Here is a 14,536-nt window from a genome sequence, read left to right on the forward strand (position 1 = left end):
TTCACGCCGCGTCGGCGCGGGTGTCGGTGCCGGGTCGGCCGGCGTCAGCGGCGGCGGGCCGTGTAGACGCGGGTCACGTAGGGGACCGGGACGCGGGGGCGGCCGGCCAGGTCGGGGTGGGTCGTGACGAGCGTGCGGACGCGGTCGAGCAGGGCAGCGCGCTCGTCGGGCGGCAGCACGATCGCGTACGAACGTGTGGCGGCGAGGCGCACGAGCTCGTCGGGCGTCAGCACGTGGTCCCAGCGCACGTCGGTGCGCAGGACGTCCGTGAACGCGTCGCCGGGCGTCGGGTGCGTGTCGCGCGCGAGCTGCGGGCCCGCGGCCTCGTGCAGCAGAGCGCCGTACGCGCCGACCCACGGCACGTTCTCGTCGCGGTCGTTCCAGACGATCCCGAGGGTCCCTCCCGGGCGCAGCACGCGCGCGACCTCGGCGGCCGCGACGGGCTCGTCGAACCAGTGCCACGCCTGCGCGACGGTCACGACGTCGACCGACGCGTCCGGCAGCGGGATCGCCTCGGCGCTGCCGTCGTGCAGCTCGACGCCGGGCAGCGCGGCCGCGAGCTGCTCGCGCATGCCCGCCGCGGGCTCCACCGCGACGACCCGCAGCCCACGTGCCACGAGCGCGGCCGTGAGCTTGCCGGTGCCCGCCGCGAGGTCGAGCACGTCGCGGGCCCCTGCGGGTGCGAGCAGGTCGACGGCCGCGGGCGGGTAGCCCGGGCGGACCGCCGCGTACTCGTCGGCGTGGTGCGTGAAGGACGCTGCGTGCGCGGCGTGCCGGTCGTCCCTGCTGCCGGTCACGGTGCCTCCTCGCGGGTCAGCGGTGCGGGGGAACCCCTGCGGCGGGTCCGACGGGTCAGGGGGTGAACGCCGCCAGGGCGTCGTCGTGCAGCAGGCCGTTGGTCACCAGCGCGTCGCCGCCGTGCGGGCCGTCGACGCCGCGCAGCGACGTGAACCGTCCGCCCGCCTCGGTGACGACGGGCACGAGCGCGGCCATGTCGTACAGCTCGAGCTCGGGCTCCGCGGCGACGTCGACCGCGCCTTCGGCGACCAGCACGTACGACCAGAAGTCGCCGTACGCGCGCGTGCGCCACACGCGCCGCTGCAGGTCCATGAACTGCGGGAGGCGGCCGTGCTCCTCCCAGCCGGTGAGGCTCGAGTACGAGAACGACGCGTCCTCGAGCGTCGCGACCTTCGACACGTGCAGGCGCGTGGCCGCCGCGAGCGAGCGCCCCGTCCAGGCGCCCGTGCCCCGGGCGGCCCACCAGCGCCGGCCCAGGGCCGGGGCGGACACCACGCCGACCACGACCTCGTCGCCGTCCATGAGCGCCAGCAGCGTGGCCCACACCGGCACGCCGCGCACGAAGTTCTTCGTCCCGTCGATCGGGTCGACCACCCACCGGCGCGGGCCGTGGCCCGTGTCGTGCCGCTCCTCGCCGTGCACCGCGTCGCGCGGACGCGCGCGCGACAGCTGCGCGCGCACGAGGTCCTCGGCGGCGCGGTCGGCGTCCGAGACGGGCGTGAGGTCGGGCTTCGTCTCGACCTGCAGGTCCATCGCCTTGAACCGTGACATCGTCAGCGCGTCGACCTGGTCGGCGATCACGTGCGCGAGCCGCAGGTCGTCGTCGTACGCCATCGTCGCTCCCTCGTCGGTCCCCGGGCCCGACCACGTCGGGTGGTCCGCCCGCGCGTCAACCTACCCAAGGGTGGCGCGCGGGTGGGGGAGGGTCCGCGGTGCGGAGGCTCAGGCGCGCTGGTCGTCCGCGTCGGCGGTGCCCAGGCGGCTCACCAGCAGCCGTCGGAACGAGTCCAGGCGCGCGGCCCGCGCGGCGCGGGTCGCGTCGTCCTCGGCGGCGTCGACCCACTCGTCGAGCGCGCAGTCGGGTGCGTCGGCCAGGTGCGTGCAGCCGCGCGGGCACTCGCGCGCGACCTCGTCGAGGTCCGCGAACGCGTGCAGCAGGTGCGCGGGGTCCACGTGCGCGAGCCCGAACGACCGCACGCCCGGCGTGTCGATCACCCAGGTCGGTGCGCCCACGTCGGGCACCTCGAGCGCGACCGCCGACGTCGAGGTGTGCCGTCCGCGGCCGGTGACGTCGTTGACGACCCCCGTCGCGCGTCGCGCGTCGGGCACGAGCGCGTTGACGAGCGTCGACTTGCCGACCCCCGAGTGCCCGACCAGCACCGAGATCTCGCCGCGCAGCGCGTCACGCAGCGCGTCCAGGCCCTCGATGGTCGTCTCACCGGTGGCGGGGTCGGTGACGCGCCGCGTCGCCACGACCTCGACGCCGATCGGCGCGTACAGCGCCGTGAGCTCGGCGGGGTCCGCGAGGTCGGCCTTCGTCAGCGCGAGCAGCACCTCCATGCCGGCGTCGTACGCGGCGGCGACGCAGCGGTCGATCATGCGCGTGCGCGGCTCCGGGTCGGCCAGCGCGGTGACGACCACGAGCCGGTCGGCGTTCGCGACGATCACGCGCTCGACCGGGTCCGTGTCGTCGGCCGTGCGGCGCAGCACCGTGCGCCGCTCGCCGATCCGCACGATGCGCGCGAGCGTGCCGTCCTCGCCCGTCGTGTCGCCGACGACGTCGACGAGGTCGCCCGGGACCACGCGGTCGCGGCCGAGCTCGCGGGCCTTCATCGCCAGCACGCGCGTCTCGTCCGGGCCGCCGGGGTCGACGAGCACGGTGTAGCGCCCCCGGTCGACCGCGACGACCATCGCGGTCAGCGCGTCGGCGTGCTCGGGGCGCTGCTTGGTGCGGGGGCGCGAGCCGCGGCCGGGACGGATCCGCACGTCCCGCTCGTCGTAGCGCCGCTGCGCCATCAGGCCGCCGGCCCCGTCGTCGTGCGCTCGCGTGCCGCGTCCTCGCCGGTGCCGTCGCCCGCGAGCATGCCGGCCCACAGGTCGGTGAACCCGGGCAGCGTCTTGGCGGTCGTCTCGACGTCCTCGACCTCGACGCCCGGCACGCGCAGGCCCACGAGCGCCCCCGCGGTCGCCATCCGGTGGTCGGCGTACGTGCGCCAGGTGCCGCCCCGCAGCGGCCGCGGCGTGATCACGAGGCCGTCGGACGTCTGCTCGGCCTGGCCGCCCAGGCGCGTGATCTCGGCCGCGAGCGCCGCGAGCCGGTCGGTCTCGTGGCCGCGCAGGTGCGCGATCCCGCGCAGCCGCGTGGGGGAGTCCGCCAGCGCGGCGAGCGCGGCGATCGTGGGCGCGAGCTCGCCCGCGGCCCGCAGGTCGAGGTCCACGCCGCGGACCTCGCCCGTGCCGGTCACGGTGAGCACGTCGCCGTCGAGCGAGGCCGCGGCGCCCATGCGCGTGAGGATGTCCGGCAGCAGACCGCCGGGCTGCGTGGTGCGGGCGGGCCACCCGGGCACGCGCACCGACCCGCCCGCGACCATCGCGGCGCACAGGAAGGGCGCGGCGTTCGAGAGATCGGGCTCGACCTGGACGTCGCGCCCCGCGACCGCTCCCGGCTCGACGCGCCAGATCTCCGGACGCGAGTCGTCGACCACGACGCCCGCGGCACGCAGCACGGCGACGGTCATCTCGATGTGCGGCAGGCTCGGCAGGGTGCGGCCGGTGTGGCGGACGGTCAGCCCCTGCTCGAACCGCGGCGCGGCGAGCAGCAGGCCCGAGACGAACTGGCTGGAGCCGGACGCGTCGACGTCGACGCTGCCGCCGCGGACCGTGCCGCGACCCTGCACCGTGAACGGCAGGCGGCCGGGCTCGCCCTCGTCGTCGACGCGCACGTCGAGCGCGCGCAGGCCCCGCAGCAGCGGGCCCATCGGGCGCGCGAGCGCCTCGACGTCGCCCGTGAAGTGGACGGGGCCGTCGGCCAGGGCCGCGACGGGGGGCAGGAAGCGCATGACGGTGCCGGCGAGTCCGCAGTCGACCGTGACGTGCCCGCGCAGCGCTCCCGGGGTGACCCGTGCCGCGTCGGCACCCAGGTCGACCGTGACGCCCATCGTCTCGAGCGCGGCGGCCATGAGACGCGTGTCCCGCGACACGAGCAGCGAGCGCAGCGTGCTCGGGCCGTCGGCGAGCGCCGCGAGCACGAGGTAGCGGTTGCTCAGCGACTTCGAGCCCGGCACCGCGACCGTCGCGTCGAGAGCCCCGTCGGCGACGGGGGCGGACCACGGGTCGGCGTGCAGGCTCGTCATGCCCGCCAGGCTAGCGGCGACGTGGGACGACCTCCTCAGTCGTCCACGTGCTTGGCGGCCTCGGCGGCGCGCGCCGCCTTGAGCGCGGCGCGGTCCGTGCGTGCGTGCTGCACGCGCCACGACACCCCCGGGCGACCCTCCAGGTCGACCCCGGCCAGCACGGCGCCCCCGGTGAACGACAGCGCGCGCACGAACCGCTCGGAGCGTGCCCGCCTCTCGTCCTTCGTCAGCGCGGCCTTGGCCCCGACGGGCAGGTTGACGAGCACGATCGGCAGCGTCAGCCCGGCCAGCGCGAGAGCGGCCGCACGCGGCGCGCGTCCCACGGCCAGCATCGCGCCGGCCACGAGCATCGCGGCGCCGTGCGCCTGCGCGAGCGTCGCGAGCTCCTTGTCGGTGACCTCACCCGTCAGGACGCGCGCGACCGGGGCGGGAACCCGGTCGTGCGCGGCGGCGGGCACGCGCGTGCGCAGGCCGTCGACGCCGTCGCGCACGACCTGCGCGTGCGCGGAGGGGTGCCGCAGCGCGTCCACCCCCTGGCTCACGAACCACGAGGCGAACAGGGGTCGGGCGATACGGCGCAGCAGCACGGGCTCCTCCTCGGGGACCTCCACCGCGGGCGGGCGGTGCCACCCACGGTAGTGCCGTGCCGCGCCGTGGGCGCGCCCACCCGCCGGGACCGTGCGCGGCGCGCGACGCGCGGGTGGCGTGCGCCTCGCGACGTCGGGAATGCGCGCGCGGCGCGACGCTGTTGGGGGGTGCATGAGCTGTGCTGTCGCCACCCCCCAGGCCCCCGCCCCGACCGCCGCCGCCGTCGGCGGGGGCGTGCCGGTCGTCACACCCTGGGGCGTGCCCGCGTCCACAGGTGACGTCCAGGTCGGAGCACTAGGCTCGTGGACGATGAGCGAGCACCCTGAGAGCCCTGCGGGCCTCGACGACACGGGCCTCGACGACGGGGGCACCACGCGTGCCCCGGCCGGCGAGGACGACGCTGCCCGCAGCGACCGGTTCGAGGCCGAGGCGCTGGTCCACCTGGACCAGCTCTACGGCGCCGCGCTGCGCATGACGCGCAACCCCGCCGACGCCGAGGACCTCGTCCAGGAGACCTTCACCAAGGCGTTCGCCGCGTTCCACCAGTACCGGCCGGGCACGAACCTCAAGGCGTGGCTCTACCGGATCCTCACCAACACGTACATCAACTCCTACCGCAAGAAGCAGCGTGAGCCGCAGCAGTCGCGGTCGGAGGAGATCGAGGACTGGCAGCTCGCGCGCGCCGAGTCGCACACGTCGCGGGGCCTGCGCTCGGCCGAGGCCGACGCGCTGGACCACCTGCCCGACTCGGACGTCAAGGACGCGCTGCAGCAGATCCCCGAGGACTTCCGCATCGCCGTGTACCTCGCGGACGTCGAGGGCTTCGCGTACAAGGAGATCGCCGAGATCATGGGCACGCCGATCGGGACGGTGATGTCCCGGCTGCACCGCGGTCGCGCGCAGCTGCGCGACCTGCTGTCGGACTACGCGCGCGAGCGCGGCCTCACCGCCGGCGGTGCGCGGTGAGCGCGGACCAGGGTGCGCCCGCCGAGGGGACCGACCCGGCGCTCGACGTCCGTCGTGCCGCACCGGGCTCGCCGTGCGGGTGCGACGAGGCCGTCGAACGGCTGTGGGAGTACGTGGACTCCGAGCTGGGGGTCCTCGACCGCGACCGGGTCGAGGCGCACCTGCACGAGTGCTCCGAGTGCCTCGAGGAGGAGCAGATCGAGCTCGTCATGAAGCAGCTCGTCAAGCGCTGCTGCCAGGAGGAGGCGCCCGCGACCCTGCGGCTGCGGATCTACGAGCAGATCACGGTGCTGCGGCTGCGTGCCGCGTCCGGCCAGGACTCCTGACCGGGCGCCGTCCGCCAGCACGCACGAGGGCCCCGGAGCCGATGCTCCGGGGCCCTCGTGACGTCACGGCGTCGAACGCTCAGGCGTTGGGACGCTTGCCGTGGTTGGCGGCGTTCCCCTTGCGGGAGCGACGCTTGCGGCCACGCTTGCTCATCGCTGGTTCTCCTCGGGTCGCGGCGCACGCCGACGGGGGCGCGCACCGGGGATGTCGCACCATGGTCCCACACACCGTGCGCCGCTCGCGCCGCTCAAGTGCGGGCGCCACGATCCCGATATCCCCCGGGTGAGCCAGCAGCCCCAGTCCGTGGTCCCGTTCCTGCACGCCCTCGCCAGCACGGGCGGGTCGGACCTGCACTGCAAGGTCGGCTCGGCGCCGCGCGTGCGGGTCGACGGGCGGCTGCGCAAGCTGCAGGCCCCCGAGCTGCGTCCCGTGGACACCGAGCACATGCTCGAGGAGGTCCTGCCGGACGACATGGTCGAGGACTTCCGCAGGACCAAGGAGGCGGACTTCGCGTACTCGCTGTCGGGTGTCGGGCGGTTCCGCGTCAACGCCTACCAGGCGCGCGGCACGTTCGGCCTGGTGTTCCGGCGCGTCGCGATCGGTGCGCAGGCGCTGGGCGAGCTCGGCCTGCCCGAGGTCGTGGGGGAGCTGGCGCTCGAGCCGCGCGGGCTGGTCATCGTCACGGGCCCCACGGGTGCGGGCAAGACCACGACGCTCGCGGCGATGGTCGACCTGATCAACTCCTACCGCGAGGTCAACATCGTCACGATCGAGGACCCGATCGAGGTCCTGCACTCGGACAAGAAGGCGATCGTCTCGCAGCGCGAGGTCCGTCAGGACACCGCGGACTTCTCGGTGGCGCTGCGCGCCGCGATGCGTCAGGACCCCGACGTGATCCTGGTGGGCGAGATGCGTGACGTCGAGACGGTGCGCGCGGTGCTGTCGGCGGCCGAGACGGGGCACCTGGTGCTCTCGACGCTGCACACGATCGACGCGGCCGAGACGGTCAACCGCATCGTCGACTTCTTCCCGCCGCACGAGCAGAAGCAGGTGCGCATCGCGCTCGCGCAGACGCTGCGGGGGATCGTCTCGCAGCGGCTGGTCCGGCGCGCCGACACCTCGGGGCGCCGGGCGGTCATCGAGGTCATGGTCAACACGGGCCGGACGGCCGAGGCGATCGTCGAGCCGCAGGACAACCCGCCGCTGACCGACCTCATCAAGGACGGCGACTTCTACAAGATGCAGACGTTCGACCAGCACCTGTTCACGCTGGTCCGCGACACGGTCGTGACGTACGAGGAGGCGCTGTCCGTGGCGTCGAACCCGCACGACCTGACCGTCGAGCTGCGCGCCGCGGGCGTCGTGGCCTGAGCCCCCCGCAGCACCTCCGCGGGGTTGCCGCGCGGGAGAACGCGATATAGCGTGTCATCACGACACGACATATCTCGTTGGAGGAACCATGTCGACGGAGTCCTGGGTCGTCGCCGGCCCGCAGGTGATCGAGGTCGAGGACCTGCGCGCGCTGCGCGTCGGGCTGGTCGGGGGGCGCGTCGACGTCGTCGCGCACGACGACCCCGGCGCTCGTGGGGCGCGCATCGAGGTGCACCGCGTCGACGGCCGGCCGCTCGAGGTCACGCTGTCCGACGGCGAGCTGCGCATCGGGTACAGCTTCACGCTGGGCGGCTGGGAGGGCTTCGTCGAGAAGTTCCGCAACTTCCAGGACAAGGACCGCGCCGACGTCCACGTCGCCGTCCCGAGCGACGTCCTGGCCAAGGTCGGCACCGTCAGCGCGGACGGCCTGGTCGCGGGCCTGCGCCAGGACGCGTCGGTGTCCACCGTCTCGGGGTCGGTCGTGGTCGACGACCTGCGCGGGCGGCTTTCGACGCACAGCGTCTCGGGCGAGGTCGTCGCGCGCGGCCTCGACGGCGACCTGCGCTTCAACACCGTGTCGGGCGAGCTGTCGGCGTCCGGTCAGCTCACGCTCGTGCAGGGCAACTCGGTCTCGGGGGCGGTCTCGCTCGACGTGGGCACCGGCACCTCCTCGCTCACGGTCACCACGGTCTCGGGCGACCTCACGGTGCGGATCCCCGCCGGTGCGGGCCTGCGTGCGCGTGCGCAGTCGGTCTCCGGGCGGCTCGTCGTCGACGGCCAGGAGCACAAGGGGTCGTCGCCGGGTCAGCGCACCGTGGAGGTCGACGCGGGAGAGGGCGGCACGTTCCTGTCGGCCACGACCGTGACCGGGCACGTGACCGTGCTGCGCTCGTACCCGACGCACGACGAGCCGGTGCAGGACGCACCCGTCGAGGACGCCCCGGTGCAGGACGCTCCCGTGCAGGACGCGCCCGTGCAGGACGAGGCGCTCTGATGGTCAAGGTCTTCGCCCACGGCCAGCTCCGGCTCTACCTGCTCGCGCTCCTCGAGGACGGTCCACGGCACGGCTACGAGCTCATCACCGCGCTCACCGACAGGTTCGGCGGCACCTACCGCCCGAGCGCCGGGACGGTCTACCCCCGGCTCGCGCGGCTCGAGGAGGAGGGGCTCGTGCAGCGCTCCGACGACGGCCGCAAGGCGACGTACACGCTGACCGACGCGGGTCGCGCCGAGCTCGACGACCGGCGCGGCGAGCTCGCGCACCTCGAGGCCGAGATCGCCGAGACGGTGCGCGCGCACGCGACGCAGGTCCGGGACGACGTGCGTGCCGCCATGCGCGGCCTGCGGGCGGACCTGGCGTCGGCCGCGCAGCGGGCCCGCGACGCCGCCGTCCCGTCGGCGGGGCCCCCCGACCTGGAGCGCGCGGCGTCGCACGGGCGCCGTGTCGAGGCGGAGGCGGCCGTGCGCCGGTTCGCCGACGAGGTCCGTGCCGACCTGCGCCGGGCGGACGCCGCCGGAGGTGTCGACCAGCTCACCGTCGAGACGCTGCGGACGGTGCTCGACACGGCCCTGCGCACCATGCGCTCGACGCTGCGCTGACGGACGCGGCACCGTCGGGCGCTGCCCGCACGCGGCGGCGCCCGACGGGTCAGGCCGTCACGCTCGGCGGCGACGTCCGGGCCCGCCGTCGGGCGGCGCGGCCGGCCCAGGCGCGTGCCAGTCCGGCGACGATCGCGCCGACGGGGCAGTACACGACCGCCAGCACGGCAACGGTGCCGAACCCCGGCCCGGCGCCCAGCGGCGGGCCGGACAGCAGCACCAGCAGCGCCGGGACGAGGACTCCGAGGACCGCGCCGCAGGCCGCGAAGGCCATGACGTGGGTGACCTCGGAGCCCCGGTGGCGCACCAGGTGGGCCGTCAGGACGCCGGCGGGCCAGCCGCACGCGAACGTCGCGAGCAGGTGGACGACGTAGACGAGCGCGACGAGGCGCACGGCGGTCCCGGGGCCGACGCCCCAGTCGTCGGGCGCGGGCAGCTGGGCCGCGAACGTCGCGAGCAGCAGCGCCGCCGGGACCAGGAGGATGACGGCGACCCGCACGCAGACGTTGAGAGCGCCCCGGGGGCCGACGACCGCCGCCGTCGCGGTGTCGAGCGGTGCGTCCGCCGAGGTGCGCAGGGGGTCAGGCGACGTCATCCGGCAGGCCCAGCCACTGGTGCCAGCCGGTGTGCAGCACGAGCCAGGCCATGAGGCCGTACCCGGCCTGGCCGGGCAGGTGGCGAGGGGAGACCGCCATGTCCGCGAGCCACTGGTCGTGCGCGGCGAGCGGTGAGTACATGTCGACGTAGGGGACGCGGCGGCGTGCGGCGACGTCGCCCAGCGCCGCCGAGAGCTCGGCGAGCTGGTCGCCGTCGGCCGGGTCCCCGGGCGGCGGGCCGACGACGAACGCGGGCATGCGCCGCTGCTCGGCGACGTCGAGGACGTTGGCGAGGTTGAGCCGGCTGCGCGCGAGCGACAGGCCCGCGGCGACGTCGGCGCGTCCCAGCGCGACGACGAGGCGGTTGTCCGCCTCGGGGTGCAGGCGGCGCGAGACCTCGGCGTCCCACCGCCCGCCGAGCTCGGTGCTGGTCTCGCCCGGCACGGCCAGCGTCATGACGGTCGGGGGGTCGGGCAGCGGTGTGCGCGCGGTGACCCGGCCGACCCAGCCCAGGCCCTTCGGGTCGCCCGCGCCGGCGACCAGCTCGTCACCGACGACCGCGAGCCGCAGCTCAGCCACGCCCACCACTCCTGCCCGTGCTGCCGCGCCGGCCGGTCCGGCGCTGCGGACAGTCTCGCAGGCCCGGCGGTCCCGGGCGCGGTCATCGCCGCGGACGTCGGACGTGTCGTGCGGCACGCGTGACGGCGCCTCAGCGGGTCCGTGCGGGCGTGCGGGGTGCTGGAGCGGGCTCCTGCGCCCAGTCGTGGTGCGACCGGGGCGGTTCGCGGTGGCCGAGGCCGTCGCGGCGGACGAGCACGACGAGCCAGGTGACCCACGCGGTGAAGGCGGCCAGGGAGACGAGGAGCAGGACGAGGTTCATGGCAGAAACTCTCCGCCCATCGCCATCGCGTCACTAGTGGCGGGAACGACAGTGAGCATTGAGATTCTGCCAACGGCGTGCGACGGTAGAGGCGTGCTCCGCTCCGTCGCCGTCCTCGCCCTGCCGAACGCGGCCGCGTTCGAGCTCGGCACCGCCTGCGAGGTCTTCGGCATCGACCGCTCCGACACCGGCGGGCCGGTGTTCGACTTCCGGGTCTGCGGCCCGCGCGCCGGTGCGACGCTGCCGACCAAGTCGGGGTTCTCGATCGTCGTCGAGCACGGCCTGGAGGCCACGCGTGACGTCGACCTCGTCGTCGTGCCGGCCTACGGCGTGCCGCCCGCCGACCTCCCCGAGGACGTCCTCGACGCGCTGCGCGCCGCGCACGCGCGCGGCGCGTGGCTCCTGAGCATCTGCAGCGGCGCGTTCGCCCTGGGGGAGGCCGGGCTGCTCGACGGTCGCCGCTGCACGACCCACTGGATGCACGCCGCCGCGCTCGCCGCGCGCTTCCCCGCCACGACCGTCGACCCCGACGTGCTCTTCGTCGAGGACGACCGCGTCATCACGGGTGCGGGCACGGCCGCTGGCATCGACGCGTGCCTGCACCTCGTCCGCCGTGAGCTCGGCGCGGCCGCCGCCGCGAGCGTCGCGCGCCGCATGGTCGTGCCGCCGCAGCGCGACGGCGGCCAGGCCCAGTACGTCGAGACCCCGCTGCCCCCGCAGGCCGACACGCTCGCGCCGCTGCTCGCGTGGATGGTCGAGCACCTCGACGAGGACCTGTCGGTGCCCGCGCTCGCCGCCCGCGCCTTCACCTCCGAGCGCACGTTCGCGCGCCGGTTCCGCGCCGAGACCGGCGCGACGCCCGCCGCGTGGGTCGCCCGGCAGCGGGTCGCCCGCGCGCAGGAGCTCCTCGAGCGCACCGACGTCCCCGTCGACGAGGTCGCGCGGCGCAGCGGCTTCGGCACCGGGGCGCTGCTGCGTCACCACTTCGCCCGCACGCTCGGCACCACGCCGCTGAGCTACCGACGTCAGTTCGCGTGCGGCGACGACGGCGTCGCGGACGAGGCGGCGTCCCTCACCGCCTGAGCCGGCGCGCCCGACGCCGCGACGAGCGGCCCGGGCACGGACGCGGCGACGCCCCCGTCCTCGGCGGAGGACGGGGGCGCCCGGCCCGCACGGCGCTCGGAGGTCGCCGGGGCCGCGGTGCGGTGCGGGCCCTGGCATCCGCCCCGCACCGGGTCAGCGGTGCGTCACATCGTCGGCATCAGCACGCCGTCGATCAGGTACACCGTGGCGTTGGCGGTCTGCACGCCACCGCAGACGACGTTCGCGTCGTTGACCTTGAGCATGTCGCCCGAACCGGTCACGTCGACCGTGCCGCCCTGCACGGTCGTGTGCTCGCCGGCGATCTGGTCGGGCGAGAGCCGGCCCTCCACCACGTGGTACGTGAGGATCGAGGACAGGGTCGCTGCGTCGGTCTTGAGCGACTCGATCGTGGCCGGGTCGATCTTCGCGAACGCCTCGTCGACCGGCGCGAACACCGTGAACTCGCCGCCGTTGAGCGTGTCGACCAGGTTCACGTCGGGGTTGAGCTGGCCCGAGACCGCAGCCGTCAGCGTGGTCAGCAGCGGGTTGTTCGACGCGGCCGTGGCGACCGGGTCGGTCGACATGCCCTCGATCGAGCCGGCGCCGTCCGGCACCGTCGCCGCGTAGTCGGCGCAGCCGGGGCCCACGAGGCCGGACGCCATCATGTCGCCGTCGTCGGTCGCCATGTCCTCGGGGGTGGCCGACGGCGTCGGCGCCATCGAGGTCATCGCGTCGGGCGTCGTCTCCGCGCCCGTGTCGTCGCCCGAGCTGCAGGCGGTGAGTGCCAGGCCGGTCGTCAGCAGCAGCGCGGCGGACAGGCGCGTGCGGGTCGAGATCTGCATGGTCGTCTCCTCCAGGGTGCTGCGGAGGACCTCTCGTCCTCCGCCGTCGCCCGTGGTTCGGAGCCGCGCCCCGGGGTGGATGGGTCGGATCGTCGACGAGTTCCCGCCGGGTCCCGTGCGGGCCCGCACGGCCCGGCCCGGGCGCCCGGCCGGGCGCCCTGCTCGCGACGGTCGTCGCCGTCCCGACCCATCCACGGGGCGCCCCGCGCCGAACCCCCGGCATGGACCTCGTGGTGGTGACGCTCGTCGGACTCGTCGGCGGCCTGGTGACCGGGATCTCGCCCTGCATCCTCCCGGTGCTCCCGGTCGTGCTGCTCAGCGCGGGTGCGCAGGGGGCCCGCACCGGCCGGGGCCGCGCGGCGCCCGTCCGTGCCACGACGGCCGCGCCCGTGCGCGGTGCCGCCGCCGGCGTCGGCGTGCTGGAGCAGCCGACGCTGCTCACGCGCGGCGACGCGGCACCGGCCCCCGCGCCGGCCCGCGGCGCGCGGCCCTACCTCGTCGTCGCGGGGCTCGTCACCGCGTTCTCGCTCGCGACGCTGGCCGGCACCGTCGTCCTCAACGCGCTCGGGCTCCCGGGTGACACGCTGCGCTGGGCGGGCATCGCGGTGCTCGTCGTCATGGGGCTCGGCCTGCTGGTGCCGCGGCTCGAGCAGGTCGTCGAGCGGCCGTTCGCACGCCTCGCGCCGCGGCGCGCGCCCGGTCGGGACCGGGGTGCGTTCGTCCTCGGCCTGGGGCTGGGCGCCGTGTACGTGCCGTGCGCGGGGCCCGTGCTCGCGGCCGTCACCGTCGCGGGCGCGACCGGGCGCGTCGACGCCTCGACGATCGCGCTGACGATCGGGTTCGCGATCGGCGTCGCGCTGCCGCTGCTCGCGCTCGCGCTCGCCGGGCGCCGCGCGACCGAGCGGCTCGCGTTCCTGCGCACGCACCAGCGGCGCGTGCGCGCCGTGGGCGGGGCCGTCATGCTCGCGCTCGCGGCCGCGCTCGCGTTCAACCTCACCGACGGGCTGCAGCGCGCGCTGCCGGGCTGGGCCGACAGCCTGCAGCAGCGCCTCGCGGCCGACGAGCGCGTCACGCAGCAGCTCGACCTCGGCGGCGTCGTCACGGCCGAGAACGAGGGACTGTCCCGCTGCACGCAGGGCGCGACGACGCTCGAGGACTGCGGCCCCGCACCCGAGCTGCGCGGCATCGACACCTGGCTGCAGACGCCCGACGGCGCGGACCTCACGATGGCGGACCTGCGCGGCAAGGTCGTCCTGCTCGACTTCTGGGCCTACTCCTGCATCAACTGCCAGCGGTCGGTGCCGCACGTCGAGGCGTGGTGGCAGGCGTACCGCGACGCGGGGCTCGTCGTGGTCGGCGTGCACACGCCCGAGTACGCGTTCGAGCGCGAGACCGACAACGTCGTCGACGGCGCGCGGCGCCTCGGCATCACCTACCCGGTCGCGCAGGACAACTCCTACGCCACGTGGAGCGCGTACCGGAACCGGTACTGGCCCGCGTCGTACCTCGTCGACGCGGACGGGCAGGTCCGGCACGTGCACCAGGGCGAGGGCGGCTACGACGTGACCGAGGACCTCGTGCGCGAGCTCCTGCAGGCCGCGGACCCGGGCGTCACGCTGCCGCCGCGCACGCAGGTCGACGACCGCACGCCCGACGGCGCGCAGATCACGCCCGAGACGTTCCTGTCGGTCGGCAGGCGCAGCAACGTCGCCGGGGAGTACGTCGAGGGCGAGCACACCTACGCCGCGCCCACCGAGCAGCCGGCCGACACCGTCGCGCTCGACGGGACGTGGACCACGGACTACCAGGGCGCGACGGCGGGCGAGGACGCGGCGCTGCACCTGAGGTTCTCGGCGAGCGAGGTCCGCACGGTCGTCGGCGGGGAGGGCACGGTGACGGCGGTCGTGCGCGACGCGTCGGGGGCGGTCGTCGACGAGGTCGAGCACCAGGTGTCGGGGCCGCCGCGCTCGTACCGGCTGCTCGCCCGGCCCGACCTCACGACCGGGACCGTCGAGGTGCGCGCGACGCCCGGCGTGCAGGTGTTCTCGTTCACCTTCGGGTGAGCCGCGGGCCGCGCCCGCACGCGCGGACGCCCCGGCACCGGAGGGGGTGCCGGGGCGTCCGCGCGGGGGA

Annotated in this window: 17 protein-coding genes; 7 read left to right on the forward strand and 10 right to left on the reverse strand. The window is 75.5% G+C overall.

Annotated features, from left to right (window positions below; genetic code table 11):
• Positions 1 to 44 precede the first annotated feature (44 nt).
• The 5 genes from ATM99_RS03580 to ATM99_RS03600 form a co-directional block, all read right to left on the reverse strand.
• Positions 45 to 797, reverse strand: coding sequence for a class I SAM-dependent methyltransferase (locus tag ATM99_RS03580; RefSeq protein ID WP_062101566.1), 753 nt, complete (start codon positions 795 to 797; stop codon positions 45 to 47).
• A 55-nt stretch (positions 798 to 852) separates the two neighbouring features.
• Entirely contained in the window at positions 853 to 1,632 is a 780-nt protein-coding gene (gene hisN, locus ATM99_RS03585; protein WP_062101567.1) for a histidinol-phosphatase, read from the reverse strand.
• Positions 1,633 to 1,740: 108 nt separating this feature from the next.
• Positions 1,741 to 2,814: a ribosome small subunit-dependent GTPase A gene (gene rsgA, locus ATM99_RS03590; RefSeq protein ID WP_062101568.1), complete on the reverse strand. Its 1,074-nt coding sequence runs from the start codon at positions 2,812 to 2,814 to the stop codon at positions 1,741 to 1,743.
• Positions 2,814 to 4,151, reverse strand: a complete 1,338-nt coding sequence (aroA, locus tag ATM99_RS03595; protein ID WP_062101569.1) for a 3-phosphoshikimate 1-carboxyvinyltransferase — start codon at positions 4,149 to 4,151, stop codon at positions 2,814 to 2,816. The genes rsgA and aroA overlap by 1 nt, the downstream gene beginning before the upstream one ends.
• Positions 4,152 to 4,186: 35 nt before the next feature.
• Entirely contained in the window at positions 4,187 to 4,738 is a 552-nt protein-coding gene (locus ATM99_RS03600) for a DoxX family membrane protein (protein WP_062101591.1), read from the reverse strand.
• 172 nt (positions 4,739 to 4,910) lie between these two features.
• On the opposite strand from ATM99_RS03600, the gene ATM99_RS03605 reads away from it, so the two are divergent.
• Complete coding sequence (locus tag ATM99_RS03605) at positions 4,911 to 5,705, forward strand: sigma-70 family RNA polymerase sigma factor (protein ID WP_062101570.1); 795 nt, start codon at positions 4,911 to 4,913, stop codon at positions 5,703 to 5,705.
• Positions 5,702 to 6,031, forward strand: coding sequence for a mycothiol system anti-sigma-R factor (gene rsrA / locus ATM99_RS03610; protein ID WP_062101571.1), 330 nt, complete (start codon positions 5,702 to 5,704; stop codon positions 6,029 to 6,031). Before ATM99_RS03605 ends, rsrA begins: the two co-directional genes overlap by 4 nt.
• 79 nt (positions 6,032 to 6,110) lie before the next feature.
• Here the strand turns inward: rsrA and ATM99_RS19895 are convergent, their stop codons facing one another.
• A complete protein-coding gene (locus ATM99_RS19895; protein WP_099052597.1) occupies positions 6,111 to 6,185 on the reverse strand; it encodes a 50S ribosomal protein bL37 in 75 nt (24 codons plus the stop codon).
• A gap of 129 nt (positions 6,186 to 6,314) precedes the next feature.
• On the opposite strand from ATM99_RS19895, the gene ATM99_RS03615 reads away from it, so the two are divergent.
• The 3 genes from ATM99_RS03615 to ATM99_RS03625 all read left to right on the forward strand — a co-directional run bounded on the left by ATM99_RS03615 (position 6,315) and on the right by ATM99_RS03625 (position 9,002).
• Complete coding sequence (locus ATM99_RS03615; protein ID WP_062101572.1) at positions 6,315 to 7,403, forward strand: type IV pilus twitching motility protein PilT; 1,089 nt, start codon at positions 6,315 to 6,317, stop codon at positions 7,401 to 7,403.
• Between the two features lie 88 nt (positions 7,404 to 7,491).
• Positions 7,492 to 8,397 carry a DUF4097 family beta strand repeat-containing protein gene (locus ATM99_RS03620; RefSeq protein ID WP_062101573.1) on the forward strand — a complete coding sequence of 302 codons (906 nt, stop codon included), beginning with the start codon at positions 7,492 to 7,494 and terminating at the stop codon, positions 8,395 to 8,397.
• Positions 8,397 to 9,002, forward strand: coding sequence for a PadR family transcriptional regulator (locus tag ATM99_RS03625; protein ID WP_062101574.1), 606 nt, complete (start codon positions 8,397 to 8,399; stop codon positions 9,000 to 9,002). Before ATM99_RS03620 ends, ATM99_RS03625 begins: the two co-directional genes overlap by 1 nt.
• A gap of 49 nt (positions 9,003 to 9,051) precedes the next feature.
• Here ATM99_RS03625 and ATM99_RS03630 read toward each other — a convergent pair whose 3' ends face one another.
• From ATM99_RS03630 to ATM99_RS19195, 3 genes are all read right to left on the reverse strand, one after another.
• Complete coding sequence (locus tag ATM99_RS03630; protein ID WP_062101575.1) at positions 9,052 to 9,597, reverse strand: hypothetical protein; 546 nt, start codon at positions 9,595 to 9,597, stop codon at positions 9,052 to 9,054.
• Positions 9,584 to 10,183: a GDSL-type esterase/lipase family protein gene (locus ATM99_RS03635; protein ID WP_082659216.1), complete on the reverse strand. Its 600-nt coding sequence runs from the start codon at positions 10,181 to 10,183 to the stop codon at positions 9,584 to 9,586. The genes ATM99_RS03630 and ATM99_RS03635 overlap by 14 nt, the downstream gene beginning before the upstream one ends.
• 124 nt (positions 10,184 to 10,307) lie before the next feature.
• A complete protein-coding gene (locus ATM99_RS19195; RefSeq protein ID WP_190278762.1) occupies positions 10,308 to 10,478 on the reverse strand; it encodes a hypothetical protein in 171 nt (56 codons plus the stop codon).
• 93 nt (positions 10,479 to 10,571) lie between these two features.
• Between ATM99_RS19195 and ATM99_RS03640 the strand changes: the two genes are divergently transcribed.
• Positions 10,572 to 11,561 carry a GlxA family transcriptional regulator gene (locus ATM99_RS03640; RefSeq protein ID WP_062101576.1) on the forward strand — a complete coding sequence of 330 codons (990 nt, stop codon included), beginning with the start codon at positions 10,572 to 10,574 and terminating at the stop codon, positions 11,559 to 11,561.
• Between the two features lie 164 nt (positions 11,562 to 11,725).
• Here ATM99_RS03640 and ATM99_RS03645 read toward each other — a convergent pair whose 3' ends face one another.
• Positions 11,726 to 12,403 carry a fasciclin domain-containing protein gene (locus ATM99_RS03645; RefSeq protein ID WP_062101577.1) on the reverse strand — a complete coding sequence of 226 codons (678 nt, stop codon included), beginning with the start codon at positions 12,401 to 12,403 and terminating at the stop codon, positions 11,726 to 11,728.
• 221 nt (positions 12,404 to 12,624) lie between these two features.
• Between ATM99_RS03645 and ATM99_RS03650 the strand changes: the two genes are divergently transcribed.
• The gene (locus tag ATM99_RS03650) at positions 12,625 to 14,466 is read left to right on the forward strand and encodes a cytochrome c biogenesis protein DipZ (RefSeq protein WP_062101578.1); all 1,842 of its coding nucleotides are present in this window, start codon (positions 12,625 to 12,627) and stop codon (positions 14,464 to 14,466) included.
• Positions 14,467 to 14,536 lie beyond the last annotated feature (70 nt).

Origin of the sequence: Cellulomonas sp. B6 (assembly GCF_001462455.1) — a bacterium.
In the GTDB taxonomy this organism is placed as follows: Bacteria; Actinomycetota; Actinomycetes; order Actinomycetales; family Cellulomonadaceae; genus Cellulomonas.

Excerpts from the sequence above, each read along its gene's own strand:
- ATM99_RS03630 (WP_062101575.1), bottom strand. The coding sequence starts at position 9,597 with ATGACGTCGCCTGACCCCCTGCGCACCTCGGCGGACGCACCGCTCGAC.
- rsgA (WP_062101568.1), bottom strand. The coding sequence starts at position 2,814 with ATGGCGCAGCGGCGCTACGACGAGCGGGACGTGCGGATCCGTCCCGGC.
- ATM99_RS03625 (WP_062101574.1), top strand. The coding sequence starts at position 8,397 with ATGGTCAAGGTCTTCGCCCACGGCCAGCTCCGGCTCTACCTGCTCGCG.
- ATM99_RS03605 (WP_062101570.1), top strand. The coding sequence starts at position 4,911 with ATGAGCTGTGCTGTCGCCACCCCCCAGGCCCCCGCCCCGACCGCCGCC.
- hisN (WP_062101567.1), bottom strand. The coding sequence starts at position 1,632 with ATGGCGTACGACGACGACCTGCGGCTCGCGCACGTGATCGCCGACCAG.
- ATM99_RS03650 (WP_062101578.1), top strand. The coding sequence starts at position 12,625 with ATGGACCTCGTGGTGGTGACGCTCGTCGGACTCGTCGGCGGCCTGGTG.
- aroA (WP_062101569.1), bottom strand. The coding sequence starts at position 4,151 with ATGACGAGCCTGCACGCCGACCCGTGGTCCGCCCCCGTCGCCGACGGG.
- ATM99_RS19195 (WP_190278762.1), bottom strand. The coding sequence starts at position 10,478 with ATGAACCTCGTCCTGCTCCTCGTCTCCCTGGCCGCCTTCACCGCGTGG.
- ATM99_RS03620 (WP_062101573.1), top strand. The coding sequence starts at position 7,492 with ATGTCGACGGAGTCCTGGGTCGTCGCCGGCCCGCAGGTGATCGAGGTC.
- ATM99_RS03645 (WP_062101577.1), bottom strand. The coding sequence starts at position 12,403 with ATGCAGATCTCGACCCGCACGCGCCTGTCCGCCGCGCTGCTGCTGACG.